General features: G+C 63.6%; 15 protein-coding genes, 1 tRNA gene and 1 pseudogene. 14 read left to right on the forward strand and 3 right to left on the reverse strand.

Annotated elements, in window-relative coordinates:
- The first annotated feature begins 77 nt into the window (after positions 1 to 77).
- Both CK222_RS05940 and CK222_RS32185 read left to right on the forward strand, forming a co-directional pair.
- Positions 78 to 485, forward strand: a complete 408-nt coding sequence (locus CK222_RS05940; RefSeq protein ID WP_067001534.1) for a F0F1 ATP synthase subunit epsilon — start codon at positions 78 to 80, stop codon at positions 483 to 485.
- A gap of 175 nt (positions 486 to 660) precedes the next feature.
- Positions 661 to 844, forward strand: a pseudogene (locus tag CK222_RS32185) (S26 family signal peptidase); the annotation flags it as partial.
- A 35-nt stretch (positions 845 to 879) separates the two neighbouring features.
- Here the strand turns inward: CK222_RS32185 and CK222_RS05950 are convergent.
- Entirely contained in the window at positions 880 to 2,445 is a 1,566-nt protein-coding gene (locus CK222_RS05950; protein ID WP_095799721.1) for a mannitol dehydrogenase family protein, read from the reverse strand.
- A 182-nt stretch (positions 2,446 to 2,627) separates the two neighbouring features.
- Between CK222_RS05950 and uxaC the strand changes: the two genes are divergently transcribed.
- From uxaC to recQ, 7 genes are all read left to right on the forward strand, one after another.
- Positions 2,628 to 4,031 (forward strand): glucuronate isomerase, encoded by a 1,404-nt coding sequence (gene uxaC, locus CK222_RS05955; protein WP_095799722.1) that lies wholly within the window; start codon positions 2,628 to 2,630, stop codon positions 4,029 to 4,031.
- A 197-nt stretch (positions 4,032 to 4,228) separates the two neighbouring features.
- Entirely contained in the window at positions 4,229 to 5,002 is a 774-nt protein-coding gene (locus CK222_RS05960; protein ID WP_095799723.1) for a FadR/GntR family transcriptional regulator, read from the forward strand.
- Between the two features lie 114 nt (positions 5,003 to 5,116).
- Complete coding sequence (kduD, locus tag CK222_RS05965) at positions 5,117 to 5,884, forward strand: 2-dehydro-3-deoxy-D-gluconate 5-dehydrogenase KduD (protein WP_095799724.1); 768 nt, start codon at positions 5,117 to 5,119, stop codon at positions 5,882 to 5,884.
- Positions 5,885 to 5,916: 32 nt separating this feature from the next.
- Positions 5,917 to 6,246, forward strand: a complete 330-nt coding sequence (locus tag CK222_RS05970; RefSeq protein WP_095799725.1) for a cupin domain-containing protein — start codon at positions 5,917 to 5,919, stop codon at positions 6,244 to 6,246.
- 237 nt (positions 6,247 to 6,483) lie between these two features.
- The gene (locus tag CK222_RS05975; protein WP_067324977.1) at positions 6,484 to 7,230 is read left to right on the forward strand and encodes a sulfotransferase; all 747 of its coding nucleotides are present in this window, start codon (positions 6,484 to 6,486) and stop codon (positions 7,228 to 7,230) included.
- Positions 7,227 to 8,186, forward strand: coding sequence for a hypothetical protein (locus CK222_RS05980; RefSeq protein WP_067324979.1), 960 nt, complete (start codon positions 7,227 to 7,229; stop codon positions 8,184 to 8,186). The genes CK222_RS05975 and CK222_RS05980 overlap by 4 nt, the downstream gene beginning before the upstream one ends.
- A gap of 231 nt (positions 8,187 to 8,417) precedes the next feature.
- Entirely contained in the window at positions 8,418 to 10,271 is a 1,854-nt protein-coding gene (gene recQ / locus CK222_RS05985) for a DNA helicase RecQ (protein WP_095799961.1), read from the forward strand.
- A 102-nt stretch (positions 10,272 to 10,373) separates the two neighbouring features.
- On the opposite strand, the gene CK222_RS05990 is transcribed toward recQ, so the two are convergent.
- Positions 10,374 to 10,637: a hypothetical protein gene (locus tag CK222_RS05990; protein WP_095799726.1), complete on the reverse strand. Its 264-nt coding sequence runs from the start codon at positions 10,635 to 10,637 to the stop codon at positions 10,374 to 10,376.
- A gap of 249 nt (positions 10,638 to 10,886) precedes the next feature.
- Here CK222_RS05990 and CK222_RS05995 point away from each other — a divergent pair, with 249 nt between their 5' ends.
- Together CK222_RS05995 and CK222_RS06000 are read left to right on the forward strand one after the other, a co-directional pair.
- Positions 10,887 to 11,420: a sulfotransferase gene (locus CK222_RS05995; RefSeq protein WP_176477577.1), complete on the forward strand. Its 534-nt coding sequence runs from the start codon at positions 10,887 to 10,889 to the stop codon at positions 11,418 to 11,420.
- Positions 11,421 to 11,770: 350 nt separating this feature from the next.
- Positions 11,771 to 13,012 carry a site-specific integrase gene (locus CK222_RS06000; protein WP_176477578.1) on the forward strand — a complete coding sequence of 414 codons (1,242 nt, stop codon included), beginning with the start codon at positions 11,771 to 11,773 and terminating at the stop codon, positions 13,010 to 13,012.
- Positions 13,013 to 13,357: 345 nt separating this feature from the next.
- Here the strand turns inward: CK222_RS06000 and CK222_RS06005 are convergent.
- A tRNA-Ser gene (locus tag CK222_RS06005) sits at positions 13,358 to 13,447 on the reverse strand.
- 316 nt (positions 13,448 to 13,763) lie between these two features.
- Between CK222_RS06005 and rplU the strand changes: the two genes are divergently transcribed.
- The 3 genes from rplU to CK222_RS06020 all read left to right on the forward strand — a co-directional run bounded on the left by rplU (position 13,764) and on the right by CK222_RS06020 (position 15,563).
- Positions 13,764 to 14,480 carry a 50S ribosomal protein L21 gene (rplU, locus tag CK222_RS06010; RefSeq protein ID WP_067001574.1) on the forward strand — a complete coding sequence of 239 codons (717 nt, stop codon included), beginning with the start codon at positions 13,764 to 13,766 and terminating at the stop codon, positions 14,478 to 14,480.
- 100 nt (positions 14,481 to 14,580) lie between these two features.
- Positions 14,581 to 14,850, forward strand: a complete 270-nt coding sequence (gene rpmA, locus CK222_RS06015; protein ID WP_040991608.1) for a 50S ribosomal protein L27 — start codon at positions 14,581 to 14,583, stop codon at positions 14,848 to 14,850.
- Between the two features lie 125 nt (positions 14,851 to 14,975).
- Positions 14,976 to 15,563 carry a GNAT family protein gene (locus tag CK222_RS06020; RefSeq protein ID WP_067001577.1) on the forward strand — a complete coding sequence of 196 codons (588 nt, stop codon included), beginning with the start codon at positions 14,976 to 14,978 and terminating at the stop codon, positions 15,561 to 15,563.
- Positions 15,564 to 15,696: the final 133 nt, after the last annotated feature.

Raw genomic sequence — 15,696 nt, forward strand, 5'->3', positions numbered from 1 at the left:
AGTAGCGAATAGGGATCAGTGGGCCGGCCGAGTTTTTCACTACTCGCTACTCGCTATTCCCTACTCGTTAGATTGGCATGGCTGAAGCTTTCAAGTTCGAACTGGTCTCGCCGGAGCGGCTGCTCGTTTCCGAGCAGGTCGAGTCCGTCGTCATCCCGGGCGCCGAAGGCGAAATGACCGTGATGGCGCAGCACGCTCCGGTCATGACCACGATCAAGCCCGGCGTCGTCACGGTGAAAACAGCGGCAGGCAAGGAAGAGCGCTACGTCGTGTTCGGCGGCTTCGCCGACATCTTGCCTTCCGGCTGCACGCTGCTGGCCGAATCGGCGGTTGCCGTCGGCGACATCGACCGCGCTGATCTCGCCCGCCGCATCCAGGAAGCCAGGGAAGACGCCGCCGACGCCAAGGACGACGAAGCCCGCAGCAAGGCAGAGCAGTTTCTCAGCCAGCTCACCACGTTGGAAGGCGCGCTGCTGCCGGCCTGACGGCGGCATCTTAGGATGGACTGAAAGAGAGCGGGCTTGCCCCGCTTTTTTGTTTGCCTCGTTTGCCCGTTTTCTCGTTTGGGAGACAGTTCGCCCTGCTTGTCAGGGTGTCTTGCGGTTTCATGCAAACGGCGAGCCGCTCTATCTTCTTGTTTGGGTGATCGACCCCGACACGAGTTCGGCAGGCGACGACACGCCGGAAATCGTCGTGCCGCCTGATGAATATTTCATGCTCGGCGACAATCGCGACAATTTGGCCGACAGCCGCTTCACCGGGCACGGTGCCGTACGGCAATCTCGTTGGCAAGGCAGTGCGCCTGTTCTGGACGGGGCCTACTCTGCCGCACGGCAGGTCGTGAACGAGTCGGGCGAGTAGTCTCGGTTCAGAGACGCGCTACTCGGCCAGCCGGGGCGGTTCCTTGCCGATGCCGAGCGCCGCGAGAGCCAGCTTCGGACCGCCCTGCTTGAAATGGACGAAATGCGTGGCGACAAACTCGATCAATTTCTGTCGCTCCGGATGATCTTTGGCAAAGCCGGCGAGGTCGAACACGGCCTCGGCCATTGTTGCCGCCGGCAGATTGCGGCCGAACAGGTTGCTGAGGGCGTCGTCGAGCGGGTCGGTGAAATGACCCTCGGGCAAGCTGCCACCGCGCGCGGAGCATGCGGCGATCCAGGCGGCGACAACCAGCGACAGATGTTCCGGCAGCAGGCCCGCCTCCAGCCGGGCAAGCGCGGAAGCGACGATGCGCTGCGGCAGCTTCTGGCTGCCATCATTAGCGATTTGCGCGGTGCGATGAGCAAGCGCGGTGTTGGAGAAGCGCTGGGCGAGCTCGGCGGTGTAGGCGGCGGTATCAAGGCCTGCATCCTGGGGCAGCGTCGGCACGGCTTCGGCCCACAATGCGTCGACAAACCGTCGGATCGACGGGTCGGCGAGGGCGCGGTCGACGGTCGCGTGGCCGCTGAGCAGCCCGAGATAGGCGATGCCGGAATGCGCGCCGTTGAGCAGTCTCAGCTTCATGTCCTCGAAGGGACCGACATCCTCGACCATGGTGACGCCGAATTTCTCCCAGGCCGGCCGCCCGGTGGGGAAACGATCCTCAATCACCCATTGCCGGAACGGCTCGGTCATCACCGGCCAGGCATCCTCGAGACCAAGCTCGCCGGCGATGCGCGCCCGGTCGGCGTCGGTGGTCGCAGGCACGATGCGGTCGACCATGGAAGACGGGAAGGCCACTTCGTTGGCGACATGGCTGGCGAGTTCGGCATCGCCCTGTCGAGCGAGCCCGGCATCGCCCTGTCGAGCGAGCCCGGCATCGCCCTGTCGAGCGAGCCGTAAGTCGCGCAGTTTCGCGAACTCGATCAGCAGGCGGTGCAGCGTGGCGCCGTTGGCCGGAAGGTTGTCGCAGCACAGCACCGTGAAGGGCGGCGTGCCGGCGGCGCGGCGGCGCGCAAGCGCCTCGGCCAGGAAACCATGCGCCGTCTTCGGCGATCCAGGGTTTCCCAGATCGTGGACGATGTCGGGATGAGTTTCGTCGAGCCTGCCGTCGGCGGCCCTTAGATAGGCCTTTTCGGTGATGGTCAGCGTGACGATGCGGGTGCGCGGATCGGTGAGCGCGGTAAGCACAGCGTCCGGATCTTCGGGCGCCACCAGCAACGACAGGATCGAGCCGATGATCTGCAACTGCTCGCCGGCGCTTTCCCTCACCGCCAGTGTGTAAAGCCCGTCCTGCGGCGACAGCGCATCGCGTGTATCGGGACTGCGCAGCGAGACGCCAATGATGCCCCAACCCGTATCGCCATCCGCCAGGCAGGCGTCGACATAGGCCGCCTGATGAGCGCGATGGAAGGCGCCGACGCCGAGATGGACGATGCCGGGCGTCACGGCGCCGCGATCGTAGCGGGGTGCGGCGATTGCGCCCGGCAGCTGCGCGATCGAGGCGTTCGACAGACGGCTGTTCATTGGGTTTGAAGTCTCCGATCGGCGCGTCGAGCCTGGCAGGAATGGCGGCAGCGGCGTAGCACCCGCCGCTGCCCGGTACAATGGCCGGGCCTTATGCAAAAGTCATCATACAACTGGCTGGTTTTTGTATGTTGACAATGTTGTTTGCTAATCCACCAATGGGGCAGCCTGGGAGGAGCGAAGTGGCTGCATTGACTGATCCGGACCTGTTGTTCGCGCCGGAAACGCGAACGCTGGCTCGCGCCGTTCATGCAGGGGTCAAGGACCTGCCGATCGTCAGCCCGCATGGCCACACGGACCCGCGCTGGTATGCGCTCAACGAGCCCTTTCCCGACCCCGCGCAGCTCCTGATCGTCCCGGACCACTACATTTTCCGCATGCTGTTCAGCCAGGGCGTGCCGCTGGAAAAGCTCGGCGTGCCGACGCTCGACGGAGCGCCGGTCGAGACCGACGGCAGAACGATCTGGCGGCGCTTTGCCGAGCATTACTATCTCTTCCGCGGCACGCCGACCCGGCTCTGGCTCGACCATGTGTTCGAGCACCTGTTCGGCATCGACGAACCGCTCAACGCCAGCACCGCTGATCGGTGCTACGACACGATCGCCGCGCTTCTTCAGCGCGCCGACTATCGGCCGCGGGCGCTGTTCGAGCGCTTCAACATCGAGGTGATCGCCACCACCGAAGGGGCGCTCGACGATCTCAAATGGCATCGGATGATCCGTGACAGCGGTTGGCAGGGCCGCGTCGTTACCGCCTACCGGCCGGACGCCGTGGTCGATCCCGATTTCGAAGGGTTTCTAGCCAATCTCGATCGCCTGGGCGAAATCACCGGATGCGACACCGGCACATGGGCCGGCTATCTCGAGGCGCACCGAAAACGCCGCGCCTATTTCAAGGAATTCGGCGCCACCTCGTCCGATCACGGCCATCCGACCGCCGACACCGCCAATCTTTCCGACACGGCGGCGCAGGAACTGTTCGACAGCATCCGCCGCGGCTCGGAAGACGAGCGCGAGCGAAAACTGTTCCGCGCCCAGATGCTGACCGAGATGGCCAAGATGAGCCGCGACGACGGGCTGGTAATGCAGATCCATCCCGGGTCGTGGCGCAATCATTCGCCGGCTGTTTTCCAGAAATTCGGCCGCGACAAGGGCTTCGATATCCCGACCCGGACCGACTATGTGACGGCGCTGAAGCCGCTGCTCGACTGCGTCGGGCTGGAGCGTGACCTGACGATCATCCTGTTCACGCTCGACGAGACGAGCTATGCGCGCGAGCTGGCGCCGCTCGCCGGCGTCTATCCGGCGCTGAAGCTTGGGCCGGCCTGGTGGTTCCACGACAGCCCGGAAGGCATGCGCCGCTTCCGCGAAATGACCACCGAGACGGCGGGCTTCTACAATACGGTCGGCTTCAACGACGACACGCGCGCCTTTCCATCGATCCCGGCGCGCCACGACGTCGCGCGGCGTGTCGACTGCGCCTTCCTGGCGCGGCTCGTCGCCGAACATCGGCTGCGCGAGGAGGAAGCGCATGAGCTGGCGCGCGAGCTTGCCTACACGCTTGCCAAGAAGGCGTACCGGCTCTGAGCCGGGCGCCAGGATTTGAAGGGCATGAAGTTCGGCAAGATCACGGTCTGGGAAGCGATACGCTCGAACTGGCCGTTCTAAGGCGCGGGTATCGTGGTTCTGGCGCTGGTGACGTATATTCCCGCGATCTCGCTGTGGTTGCCAAGTGTCTTCAAGTAGGCGTCCTCAAATAGGGCGTTCAGATAGGGGAGTGCGACGTGGCCGGGCCCACGACGGATCTCAGGGTCGAACGGAAGCCGAAGCTGTCGGAAACGGTGGTCGCGGCGATCCGCAAGCAGCTGTTGGCGGGCGAGATCCCGCCCGGGCACAAGCTGCCGACCGAGGGGCAGCTCACGGAAACCTTCGGCGTCAGCCGCACCGTCATTCGCGAGGCGCTGGCAAAGCTTGCCGCCGACGGTCTCGTCGAGGCGCGGCAGGGCGCCGGCGTCTTCGTAACCGAACACATCTCCACCACGCTCGGCGTTTTAGCCGCCGATATGGGCGCCAAGGATTCGATCGCGCTCAACGTGCTCGAGGTGCGGCTGGCGATCGAGATCGAATCGGCCGGCCTTGCCGCCATCCGCCGCAACGCGGCGCAAGAGGCGGCAATCCAGGAGGCTTTCTTCGAGTTCGAGCGGCTCCTGCTCGCCAGCCAGCCGACCGGTCCGGCGGATCTCGCCTTCCATAGGGCGATCGCCAGCGCCACCAATAACCCGTTCTATGTCGAGATGCTCGACGTGCTCGGCCGCCGCGCCATCCCCTGCGACGTAACCTCGCCCTGGTCGGCCGAGCTCGTCCAGTCCGACGAGTACCAGCGTGGCCTGCAACGCGAGCATCTGGTGATCCTCAATGCGATTTCGGCGGGCGACGCCGAAGCCGCGCGCGAGGCGATGCGGGCACATCTCACCTCGAGCCAGCAGCGCTACCGCGAGCGCCTGCAGGCGCGGCAGGCCTATTACGCAAAGTCCGTGGCGGCTGCGTCGACCGGATAATCATTCGAGCAAGGTAGAGATGGACCAGACACACACCGGCGCTTTCAACTGGGCCACGGCCGGCGACAATGTCGACCATATCGACGTCGACCAGGTGGCGATGGACCAGCTCAAGTGAGCGATCTTTTCGCCTTCAGCCTTGCGGGAAAACGCATCCTCGTCACCGGCGCCAACACCGGCATCGGCCAAGGCATTGCCGTGTCGGTCGCGCGCGCCGGCGGCGCCGTCATCGGCATCGGGCGCTCGGCGATGGATGAAACCGCGGAGAAGATCGCGGCCATTGGTGGCCAGTTCGAAACCGTGGCCGCCGATCTCGGCGATCCTGCCGCGGCTGCCGTCATGCTCGACCGGATATGGGACGAGAAGGGACCGCTCGACGGCTTGGTCAACAATGCCGGCATCATACGGCGCGCCGACGCGGTCGATCTGACCGAAGCCGACTGGGACGAGGTGATGGACATCAATTTGAAGACGGTCTTCCGGCTTTGCCAGAGTTTTGCCAGACGCGTGCTGGCCGAGCCCGGGCGGCGCGGCAAGATCGTCAATATAGGCTCGGTGCTGAGCTTCCAGGGCGGCATCCGCGTCGCCTCCTACACCGCTTCGAAACATGGTGTGCTTGGCCTCACGAGGCTGCTCGCCTGCGAATGGGCGGCGAAAGGCATAAACGTCAACGGCATCGCACCGGGCTATATCCAAACCAACAACACCGAAGCCTTGCGCGCCGACCCCGACCGCAGCGCCGCCATCCTCGGACGCATTCCCGCGGGGCGCTGGGGCCGGCCGGGCGACATCGGCGACGCGGCCGTTTTCCTGCTCGCGCCCGCGTCGGACTACATGCATGGCGCGGTGATGCCGGTGGACGGCGGCTGGCTGGCGCGGTGACCATTCTGCCAATTTCGAACGGAAGCTAAGCGATGACGCCTCTCTTTTCACATGCCGGCGAAAAAGCCTGGGAGCCGACGCCCGACGGCAACAGACGGCGCGTGCTGGTGCACACGGCCGAACTGATGATGGTCGAATTCGCCTTCGACAAGGGCGGCCTCGGCGCGCTGCACTCGCATCCGCACGTCCAGGCAAGCTATGTCGCCGAAGGCCGCTTCGAAGTCACCATCGACGACAAGTCAGAGATCCTGGCAGCGGGAAGCAGCTTCATCGTGCCGTCCAACCCGGTGCACGGCGTCAGGGCGCTGGAGGCGGGGCGGCTGGTCGACAGTTTTGCGCCTTATCGGGCCGACTTCCTATAACGATGTTCCTGTTGCCAAAGAAAAACCCGCGCCGTGAGGCGCGGGTTTGTTGCCTGGGCGCTCGTGGCGCCGCCGCCGCGGTACTCAAACATTGCCGCAGGGCGACAACGGTGCCGCAACATGGTGAAGATAGCTTTAACGAAGAGGACTGGCACTCTGCCGGCATATCGGCCAAAGAGACGGCGCGCCGCAGCTTTGGCACCGTATGAACTAAGCCGGCGGGAGCGGAAGTCGGAAATGGACGTCGCACGAAAATCAGAAGCCTTTTTGCGCAAGGCCATCAGGCGGCCGATCAGAGAGGTTCGGCGCTTGGCGCTGGATGTGAAGCGGCTGTGGCGGCTTTGGTTTGCTGGACGCTCGGCGCCTTACAAGAAGATATTCATTGCCGGTTGCGCGCGCAGCGGCACGACGCTGACCCAGCGCCTGATGGGGTGTTTCGAGGACACCTTCGTCCATCGAGCCGAAGCGAAATACACCCAGCTGGATATGTTGGACCGCTCCGAATCCAACCTTGTCGTCAAGCGCACGGATCGGGGTCATATGCATCTGGCGAAATTGCCCGCCGCCATTGGCCTGATCTATTGCGTTCGCCATCCTTTCGACGTGCTCACCAGCTCGCATCCGGAAAGCAGGGCGGAGCGCCGGTTCCATGTCACCTCCGAACGCTGGCTGGCCGAGTACGAGGCCTTGCTGCGGCTGAGAAAGGCGCAGCCGGAGCGCGCGATCGTCTATGTCCGTTACGAGGACATGATCGCTCGGCCGGACGAGGTCCAGGAGAGGATCGCGCGAGCATTCGACCTCAGGCCGCGTATCCGCTTCAGCGAGGATGCCGGCAACCCGATACGGGCAACATCGCTCAAGAAGTGGGAACGGAACGAGGAATACCTTGCCTATCTCAAAGCCCTGCCCGCCGCCTTCCTCGCCCGGCTGAGAGGGTTCTGTGACGAGTTCGGCTATGACATGCCGGAGTGGGCAAACGCATGACGTCGATGCTCGGCCTTTCAGCCGAACGGCGAGGACCGTTGATTACGCCCGATATGCTGCCGGGCGATGAGGGAGCCAGCATAAACGGCCCATCGCTGGTGAGGATGCCGGCGTGGGCGACCGGCCGGCTCGCAACGTATCACCTCTATTTCGCGCATCACAACGGCACCTACATCCGCCTAGCCTATTCAGATACGCTGCAGGGTCCTTGGAGCGTTCACCCGGGCGGCGTGCTTTCGCTTGGCGAATGTCCTTTTCTGAGGGATCACATCGCCTCTCCCGACGTGCATGTCGACGAGCAGACCCGACGCATCGTCATGTATTTTCACGGCCCCGAGCGACATGGCCGCGAGCAGACGACCTTTGCGGCGACATCGGTCGACGGCCTTTGCTTCAACCCCAGTCCCCAGGCGCTAGGGCCGTTCTATGCGCGGATCTTTCGGCATGACGGCTGGTGGTATGGGCTTTTCGGCACCGGCAGTATCAGGCTTCGCCGATCTATCGATGGTCTTTCCGGTTTCGAGGAAGGGCCGGTCGTGCTGCCGGGCTCGAGCCGGGTTCGGCCGCGGCATGTGGCGGTGCAGAAGAACGGGGATTCGCTGATTGTCTATTATACGCGCAAGGGCGACGCGCCGGAGCGCGTGATTTACGGCAGCATCGACCTTTCCAAGGACTGGCGGCGCTGGGTCGTGCGCGGCAGGACCGAATTGCTGAGACCCGGCACCGACTACGAGGGCGCCGGCCTGCCGGTTCGCCGCAGCAAGGCGGGCGTGGCAAGAAGCAAGGAGAACGGGCTGCGCGATCCGGCCATTTTCGAGGAGGATGGCCGGACCTGGCTGCTCTATGCCATTGCGGGCGAGAGCGGCATCGCGCTGGCCGAAATCCGACCGGGGGAACCCCGGGCTGCCGGGCTGCGAAAATTGATTGCGGATCTATGGAGCCGGCTTGGAGTCTAACGCGCCCTGCCTTTGCTAACTTCGGCTCAGTGGACACTGCCGACCGCCTTGCCCTGCCATCTCGGTATCGCCGGGTTGCGGCGCAGGGAGGAGCCGACACCTCCGGCAGAGACGGCGGCGCCGGCAGGCAAAAACGGCGGACAGCACGGGTTGCGATGGCGTTCGGGCGATCCGCGCCTTAAGAACGTGACCTCAGCCGAAACCGGGAATCACTCTCAAATGCAAAACGCGATGGCGGGGCGGGCATCGGTGGCGGGCATTGCGGCGGAGGGGCGCGATTCGAAGCGGCGCGTGCTGAAGGACGTGTTCGGCTTCGACGATTTTCGACCCGGTCAGGCCGAGGTGATAGAGGCGCTGCTGTGCGGCCGCCACGTGCTGGCGGTCATGCCGACCGGCGCCGGCAAGTCGCTCTGCTACCAGGTTCCGGCGCTGGTCCTTGGCGGGCTCACCATCGTCGTCTCGCCGCTGGTGGCGCTGATGCAGGACCAGGTCGCGGCGCTGCGGCTCGCCGGCGTCGCCGCCGATACGATCAACTCCTCGCTCGATCGCGATGCCAATGTCGCGGCGTGGCGCCGCGTCGCCTCGGGCCAGACGCGTCTGCTCTATCTGGCGCCGGAGCGGCTGATAACCGAGCGGATGCTGGACGCGCTGGCCAGGCTCGACATCCGGCTGATCGCCGTCGACGAGGCGCATTGCATCTCGCAATGGGGGCCAGCCTTTCGGCGCGAATATGAGGACCTTGCGCGGCTGCGCGACCTCTTTCCGAAAGTGCCGATCATCGCGCTGACCGCGACTGCGGACGAAACGACGCGCACCGACATTTCGGCGCGGCTGTTTGCCGAGCGTGTCGACACGCTGGTGCTGGGCTTCGACCGGCCGAACATCAAGCTTGCCATCGAGCCGAAGGAGGACAGCAAGCGCCAGCTGCTGCGTTTCGTCGAACGCCATGCGGGACAGAGCGGCATCGTTTATTGCCTGTCGCGCAGGAAGACAGAGGAGATGGCGGCCTTCCTCGAAAAGAACGGCGTCACCGCGCTCGCTTACCATGCCGGCATGAGCAAGGAGGCGCGGGACGCGAACCAAAACGCTTTCATGACGCTGTCCGGCGTGGTCATGGTGGCGACCATCGCCTTCGGCATGGGCATCGACAAGCCGGACGTCGCCTATGTCTTCCACACCGACCTGCCGGCGAGCCTCGAGGCCTATTACCAGGAGATCGGCCGTGCCGGCCGCGACGGGCGGCCGGCCGAGGCGCATATGCTCTACGGCCTCGGCGACATCCGCACGCGCCGCCTGTTCATCGACGACGAGGATGCGTCGCCGGAGCATAAGCGGCGCTCGCATGGCCGGCTGGATACGCTGATCGGCTATTGCGAGACGGCGCAATGCCGGCGCCAGGTCCTGCTTGGCTATTTCGGCGAAGGCGCCTCGCCTTGCGGCAATTGCGACAACTGCCTCAGCCAGGCGCCGCGCGCGGACGGCAGCACCGAGGCGCGCATCATCCTTTCGGCCGTGGCGCAAACCGGCGAGCGGTTCGGGGCCTCCCACATCGTCGACATCCTGCTTGGCCACGAGACCGAAAAGGTGCTGGCCCGAGGTCATCAAAGGCTTGCCAGCTTCGGCACCGGCGCGGCACACAAGCGCCCCGCGTGGCTGTCGCTGATCCGCCAGCTTGTGGCGGGCGGGTTCCTGGTGCCGGACCCGGACGGCTATGGCGGCCTTGCCATTTCCGAGAGCGGCCGCGCGCTCGGGCGCGGCGAGATCGCCTTCGAGCATCGCGTCGAGACGCGGCACCGTTCCCTGCGCGACAAGGCGCGTTCGGCCCAGGCCGCGGCGGACGCCGAAGACCTGGACGCCGCGCTGCTCGCCACGCTCAAGGCGCTGCGGCTGCGCCTGGCGAAGGAACGCCAAGTCCCGGCCTATGTCGTTTTCTCCGACCGCACGCTGATCGACATGGCCGAGCGCTGCCCGCGCGACCTCGCTGCCTTCGCCGCGGTGAACGGCGTCGGCGAAGCCAAGCTCAAGGAATTCGGCGAGGTCTTCCTGAGCGCGATTGCGGAGCATCAATCCGGCGGATCAGGTTGAGGCACAATCGGCCGGCGCATCACGCTCGTCCCGCACAACCTACAAAACGGATCATTCGCATTCAAACGGCAATCGCCCGCAGCCGGCGCGCAACGCCCGCCCTCAAGTTGCGCCCTGGATGGCCCCGACCATGATGCTTACAGCTTTCGAGGGCTGCAAGCCGGCCTCGCGCACCAGCGTGCGCCAGGTGAAGAAGCTCAGCGCCGGCTGAAGCATCGCGCGCTGGCTGCCGTCGAGGCCTTGGCCGAGCACGTCCTGGCAGGCCGTGGCGGCAAGCGCGTGCGCTTCATCGATACACCCGATACGCCGCACGCTGAAATGTGAACGGCGCCGATCGGTGGTTCCGCGCCGTTCCTGTGGAAACATTCCTGTTGCAATCTTCGAGGCAAACAGCTCGAATAAAGTCTTTCCGGGGGAACAAGAATTGTGAACAAGGGTGTGGTACGGCTTATTCCAAAGCCGAGGGCCTCAATATTCATCTGTGATTGCGGTCATACCGGGTCGACCTTGCTCGCCCGGATATTGGCAGCGCATCCGGATGTCTTCAATGTTCCGCGGGAGACAAGCGCTTTCGTCTCGGACAAAGGCGCCAGATGGACTAAGCTAAGCTTGCTTTTGCTTGAGGCGGCGATTTCGCGCCGGAGCGTCTGGGTCGAGAAAACCCCCGGGCATATTCATTACACCCGTCAGATACGCGAGACGATCCCGGACGCCCGTTTCATTGTGGTGACGCGCGATGGCCGTGATGTCGTGGCATCGCTCGGGCAGCGCTACGAGGGCGATTTCGACAGAGCTTTCCAAAGGTGGGTCGCCGACAGCAGGGCCTCGATGCTCTGCATCGAGAGGGGCGGGGCCATGTTGTGGCGCTACGAGGACTTTATCGAGTCGCCTGCGCTCTCCATCGAACGGCTATGCCGCTTCATGGATGTGGCCTTCGATGCTGCCATCCTGGACTATCACCGGCATCCGGTCGTCTGGGGAAGGGCAAGAAGAGTTCGCACGGCGCATTCGGCTCGCCGTTCGACGCAGGTCAACCAACCGATCACCGACTACAGGGGCGGCTGGCGATCGAAGCTGCCTGCGGAATTCGCCTCGCGTTTCGAGGCAGGTGAGGCCCAGGAGCTGATGACCTATTTCGGATATCGCTGAGGGCGACTGTCGCGCTCCTTCGCCAAGGCTTCGGAGGCTATCTCGCTCGCTCTTAAGGGATTTGAGGCTTGTCCTGCGAAAGCGCGCAGCTCGAAGCAGGATGGCGGAGAGGGAGGCGCTAGCACTCGTTGCGTTCGCCACCGTTCCCTGTGGTTTCTAATAAGCCCAAATCTACCAAATTTAGCTTTTGAAATCAGCTAGTTGGGCGAGTTAGAATTCAGCGTTGCCTGTTCCTACTGGTTAGCTGTTGGACCTAGTGGTTCTTCGCGATCCCATCGATGGTGGTGGGAAAACTGGTGGAAGGGCAAGGGAGAGGATGGCGCAGTCAACTCGCAACGAAAGAGCGCACCATGAATACCACTCAATCAAAAAACCGCCGTCCGCTGACTGCAAGGGAAGTCGAAACACTGGGAAGGGGCGTGCACAGTGACAATCGCAACGGCCTCTATCTAACAGTCAGCAACCCCTCCAAGGGCAATTCCAAAGGAGCCCGTAGCTGGATCGTTCGGTTTACTTCGCCAGCAACAAAAAAGCGGCGCGTAACTGGTCTTGGGAGCGCGGACGTGGGAAAGGCCGGCAGTTTGAGCCTTCTGGACGCGCGCGAGCGGGCCGCTGAAATCATGCGGCTGGTCCGCGCTGGCATTGACCCCATCGAAGCCGAGAAGGCGGCAGCCGAGGCGGAACAGGTCCAGCAGAAGAAACAAGCCAAAGCCTCGATGACGTTCGGCGCTTACGCTGACAAGGTGTTGGCGGACATCAAGCGCCAATTCAAGAACACCAAGCACCAGAAGCAATGGGAAATGACCCTGCGCGACTATGCCAAGCCTCTGAATGACATCCCGCTCGCGGACATCATGCAGGATGACATCTTGGGTGTTTTCAAGCAGGTGCCGAAGTCGGAAGCGAAGCGCGGCGGCAGTCGTGTCTTGTGGGCTGCCGTGCCGGAAACCGCGCGCCGGCTGCGTGGGAGGCTGGAGGATATCCTCGCCCACGCAAAGGCGGATGGTTATCGGACTGGTGAGAACCCGGCTGCGCTGACCAAAGACCTGTCTGTCCGGCTGGATCGACTTAACGATAGCGTCAAACCCAGCAAGGGCCATTTTGCACGCCTCGACCATGACAAGCTGCCCGCGTTCATGACCGCACTGCGCACCCGCGAGGGAAACGCTGCCAGGGCGCTTGAACTCCTTATCCTGACGGCCGCGCGGTCGGGCGAGGTTCGCGGCGCTGTCTGGTCGGAATTCGATCTTGATGCAGCGATCCCGACTTGGACGATGCCTGCCGAACGTACCAAATCCGCCCGCGAGCACATCGTGCCGCTGTCCAAGCAAGCGGTCGAACTCTTGCGGGGCATGCAGCCGGACCCCACCCAAAGGCTCGGGCTCGTGTTTCCGGGCAAGCCCGGAGCCAGGGGCGTGAGCAGGCCGCTTTCTGACATGACGCTGACGGTTGTGCTGCGCCGGATGAAGCGTGCGGACATCACGGCGCACGGTTTCCGCTCTACGTTCCGCGATTGGGCCGGCGACGAGACGGAGTTCGCACACGAGACGATTGAAGCGTCCTTGGCCCATGTCATCCGTGACAAACGGTAGCTGCCTACCGTCGCAACACCGCCATCAAGAAGCGCGCAATGCTTATGTCAGCCTGGGCGGATTATTGCTTGAGGCGCTGGTTAATATCAGGAATTGCCTTGCGCACGGGCTATGCGGTGCAAAGGCGGACCCGCGTAGCGGCGACGAACCACATGTCGTTTGCCGAACGGCGACTGGCAAACTAGCGATCAAAATGTCCGAATTGGAGAGCGTGGCTGACGCGCTTCACCTAGCAAGGAATGAGGTACGCGACACTCCCTATTGAAGCGCTGGTGGGAAAACTGGTGGGAAAGGATGTGCCGCAGAAGTAAGAACCGCAGAAATCTGGGCTTTTTGGGTCTTGACTGGCGGAGAGGGAGGGATTCGAACCCCCGATACCCTTGCGAGTATGCCGCATTTCGAGTGCGGTGCATTCGACCACTCTGCCACCTCTCCGCGAGGTCATGGTCGGCCGTTGCCGGCGCGGCGCACTAGATAACGGCTGACCGCCGCAGTTACAAGGCCCTAGTCGACCGATTTCCCGCTTCTTGAAAAAGCGTCGGCGAGGCGACGGACCGGCGCGCGGCCCGCGGCATGCTCAGGAGCAAGGGCCGCTCGCCTTGACTTCCTTGCGACCTTCGGTTAGGGACAGCCCGCATCCGGCGTGGGGCTTCTCCGCGCCGCTTGTTTTTTGAACCCGCAGACTGACAAAAAGACGGCCGAACCGCCTAAAGCGGTTCATCGAGGCCGACCGAACAGCGAAAGGCAAAAAATGTTCGCAGTCATCAAAACGGGCGGCAAGCAGTATCGCGTCGCCGCCAACGATCTGCTCAAGATCGAGAAAGTCGAAGCCAAGGTCGGCGAGATCGTCGAGATCGGCACTGTTCTCGCGCATGGCGAGGGTGAGAATGTCACCTTCGGCGCGCCGTTCGTCGATGGCGCTCTGGTCACGGCGGAAGTCGTCGAGCAGGGCAAGAACCGCACCGTCATCGCTTTCAAGAAGCGCCGCCGCCAGAATTCGCGCCGCAAGATCGGCCACCGCCAGCTTCTGACCACCGTCCGGATCTCCGAGATCCTGCTGGGCGGCGCCAAGCCGTCGAAGAAGGCCACCGCCAAGGCTGAGGCCAAGGCGCCCGAAGCCAAGGCAGACGTCGCCGCCGAGGCGAAGGCCGAAGCCGCTCCGAAGGAGGCCAAGGCCAAGAAGGAAGCCAAGGCAGAGGCCGCCCCCAAGGAAGCTCCCGCCAGCGAAGAGGCCAAGGCCGCGCCGCTGTTCAAGGCACCGAAGGGCGAGCCGGACGATTTGACCGTGATCAAGGGCATCGGTCCCGTCGCGGCGAAGGATCTCGCCGAGCAGGGCATCGTCACCTTTGCGCAGCTGGCCAAGCTGACCGAGAAGGATGTCGCCAAGATCGACGAGCACATGCCGTTCAGCGCCGACCAGATCAAGGATTGGCGCGAGCAGGCCAAGGAGCTGGCGAAAAAGAAGTAAGGACGGTCGGCGATAATCGTCGCCGGTACGCACTTGAAACGGAACGCGAACGCGTTCATAAGACCATTCAAGCGCCTCAGGGCGCATCGGAGTTAGTTAGATGGCACACAAGAAAGCTGGCGGTTCGTCGCGCAACGGTCGCGATTCGCACTCCAAGCGTCTCGGCGTGAAAAAGTTCGGTGGCGAAGCCGTCGTCGCCGGCAACATCATCATTCGTCAGCGCGGCACGCAATGGCATCCGGGCACCAACGTTGGCATGGGCACGGACCACACCCTTTTTGCGCTCGAAGCCGGCGCAGTCACCTTCAACAAAAAAGCCAACGGCCGAACCTACGTCTCGGTAAACCCGATCACCAAAGCAGCGGAGTAGCCGGTTCCGCACCATAACACCGGCGCCCATCTCGGGAACCGGTGTCTGGCCAGGCCAGGAAAAGGATCAGGAGAGATGGGCTTCCATCTCTCCTTTTTCATTTTTCTTTGCCCTGGAGGACTAAAATGGTTGCCGAAGCGGAAGACACCGAAGACGAAAGTTACGCGATCGATTGCCCGGTGCTCGCCACCGAGCGCCTGGTCATGCGCGCTCCGCGCGAGAGCGATCTCGCGCAACTCGTCGCTCTGGCCGACAACCGTCACGTCGCCGAAATGCTGGCCCGCATGCCGCATCCTTACGGCGAAGCCGAGGCCCGCGCCTTCCTCGCCATGGCCTCGTCGCGCCGCGCCGGCATCGCCTATGCGCTGACGCTCGCCGGCACCGGCACTTTCGTCGGCTGCGCGGGGTTGAATACCACCGATCGCGGGCTGGAGCTGGGCTACTGGATCGGCGAGCCTTACTGGAAGCGCGGCTATGCGACCGAGGCGGCGCACGCGCTGGTCGACCTTGCTTTCCAGAAGACCTCGATCCAGGTGCTGCATGCCTCGACCAGGGTCATCAATCCGGCATCGCGCCGCGTCATCCACAAGTGCGGCTTTCAGTATGCCGGCCAGGGCATGCTGAACTCGATCGTCGCCGGCCAGGTGCCGGTCGAGCGCTACCGGCTGGACCGCAAGACCTGGACGAGCCTGCGCAACTGGGTGCACTTCTAGGCATGTTGAAATTCAGGTGAAGCCGGCCTGCAAATGACGGTTTCCTGCGCTTCCGGTGCTCGCGTACTTTCAGTACGCTCCGCTCCGGTTCTCGGAAGCCGTCATTTTCGGCTCAGCCTGACCTGAATAGCAA

The organism is Mesorhizobium sp. WSM3866, assembly GCF_002294795.1.
In the GTDB taxonomy this organism is placed as follows: Bacteria; Pseudomonadota; Alphaproteobacteria; order Rhizobiales; family Rhizobiaceae; genus Mesorhizobium.

What these genes read in the sequence shown, in the direction of transcription:
- CK222_RS05970 (WP_095799725.1), top strand. Translation starts at nt 5,917, where the DNA reads ATGACGCCTCTCTTTTCACATGCCGGCGAAAAAGCCTGGGAGCCGACG.
- CK222_RS05950 (WP_095799721.1), bottom strand. Translation starts at nt 2,445, where the DNA reads ATGAACAGCCGTCTGTCGAACGCCTCGATCGCGCAGCTGCCGGGCGCA.
- CK222_RS05940 (WP_067001534.1), top strand. Translation starts at nt 78, where the DNA reads ATGGCTGAAGCTTTCAAGTTCGAACTGGTCTCGCCGGAGCGGCTGCTC.
- rplU (WP_067001574.1), top strand. Translation starts at nt 13,764, where the DNA reads ATGTTCGCAGTCATCAAAACGGGCGGCAAGCAGTATCGCGTCGCCGCC.
- CK222_RS05990 (WP_095799726.1), bottom strand. Translation starts at nt 10,637, where the DNA reads ATGTTTCCACAGGAACGGCGCGGAACCACCGATCGGCGCCGTTCACAT.
- CK222_RS06000 (WP_176477578.1), top strand. Translation starts at nt 11,771, where the DNA reads ATGAATACCACTCAATCAAAAAACCGCCGTCCGCTGACTGCAAGGGAA.
- recQ (WP_095799961.1), top strand. Translation starts at nt 8,418, where the DNA reads ATGGCGGGGCGGGCATCGGTGGCGGGCATTGCGGCGGAGGGGCGCGAT.
- CK222_RS05975 (WP_067324977.1), top strand. Translation starts at nt 6,484, where the DNA reads ATGGACGTCGCACGAAAATCAGAAGCCTTTTTGCGCAAGGCCATCAGG.
- CK222_RS06020 (WP_067001577.1), top strand. Translation starts at nt 14,976, where the DNA reads ATGGTTGCCGAAGCGGAAGACACCGAAGACGAAAGTTACGCGATCGAT.
- CK222_RS05980 (WP_067324979.1), top strand. Translation starts at nt 7,227, where the DNA reads ATGACGTCGATGCTCGGCCTTTCAGCCGAACGGCGAGGACCGTTGATT.
- rpmA (WP_040991608.1), top strand. Translation starts at nt 14,581, where the DNA reads ATGGCACACAAGAAAGCTGGCGGTTCGTCGCGCAACGGTCGCGATTCG.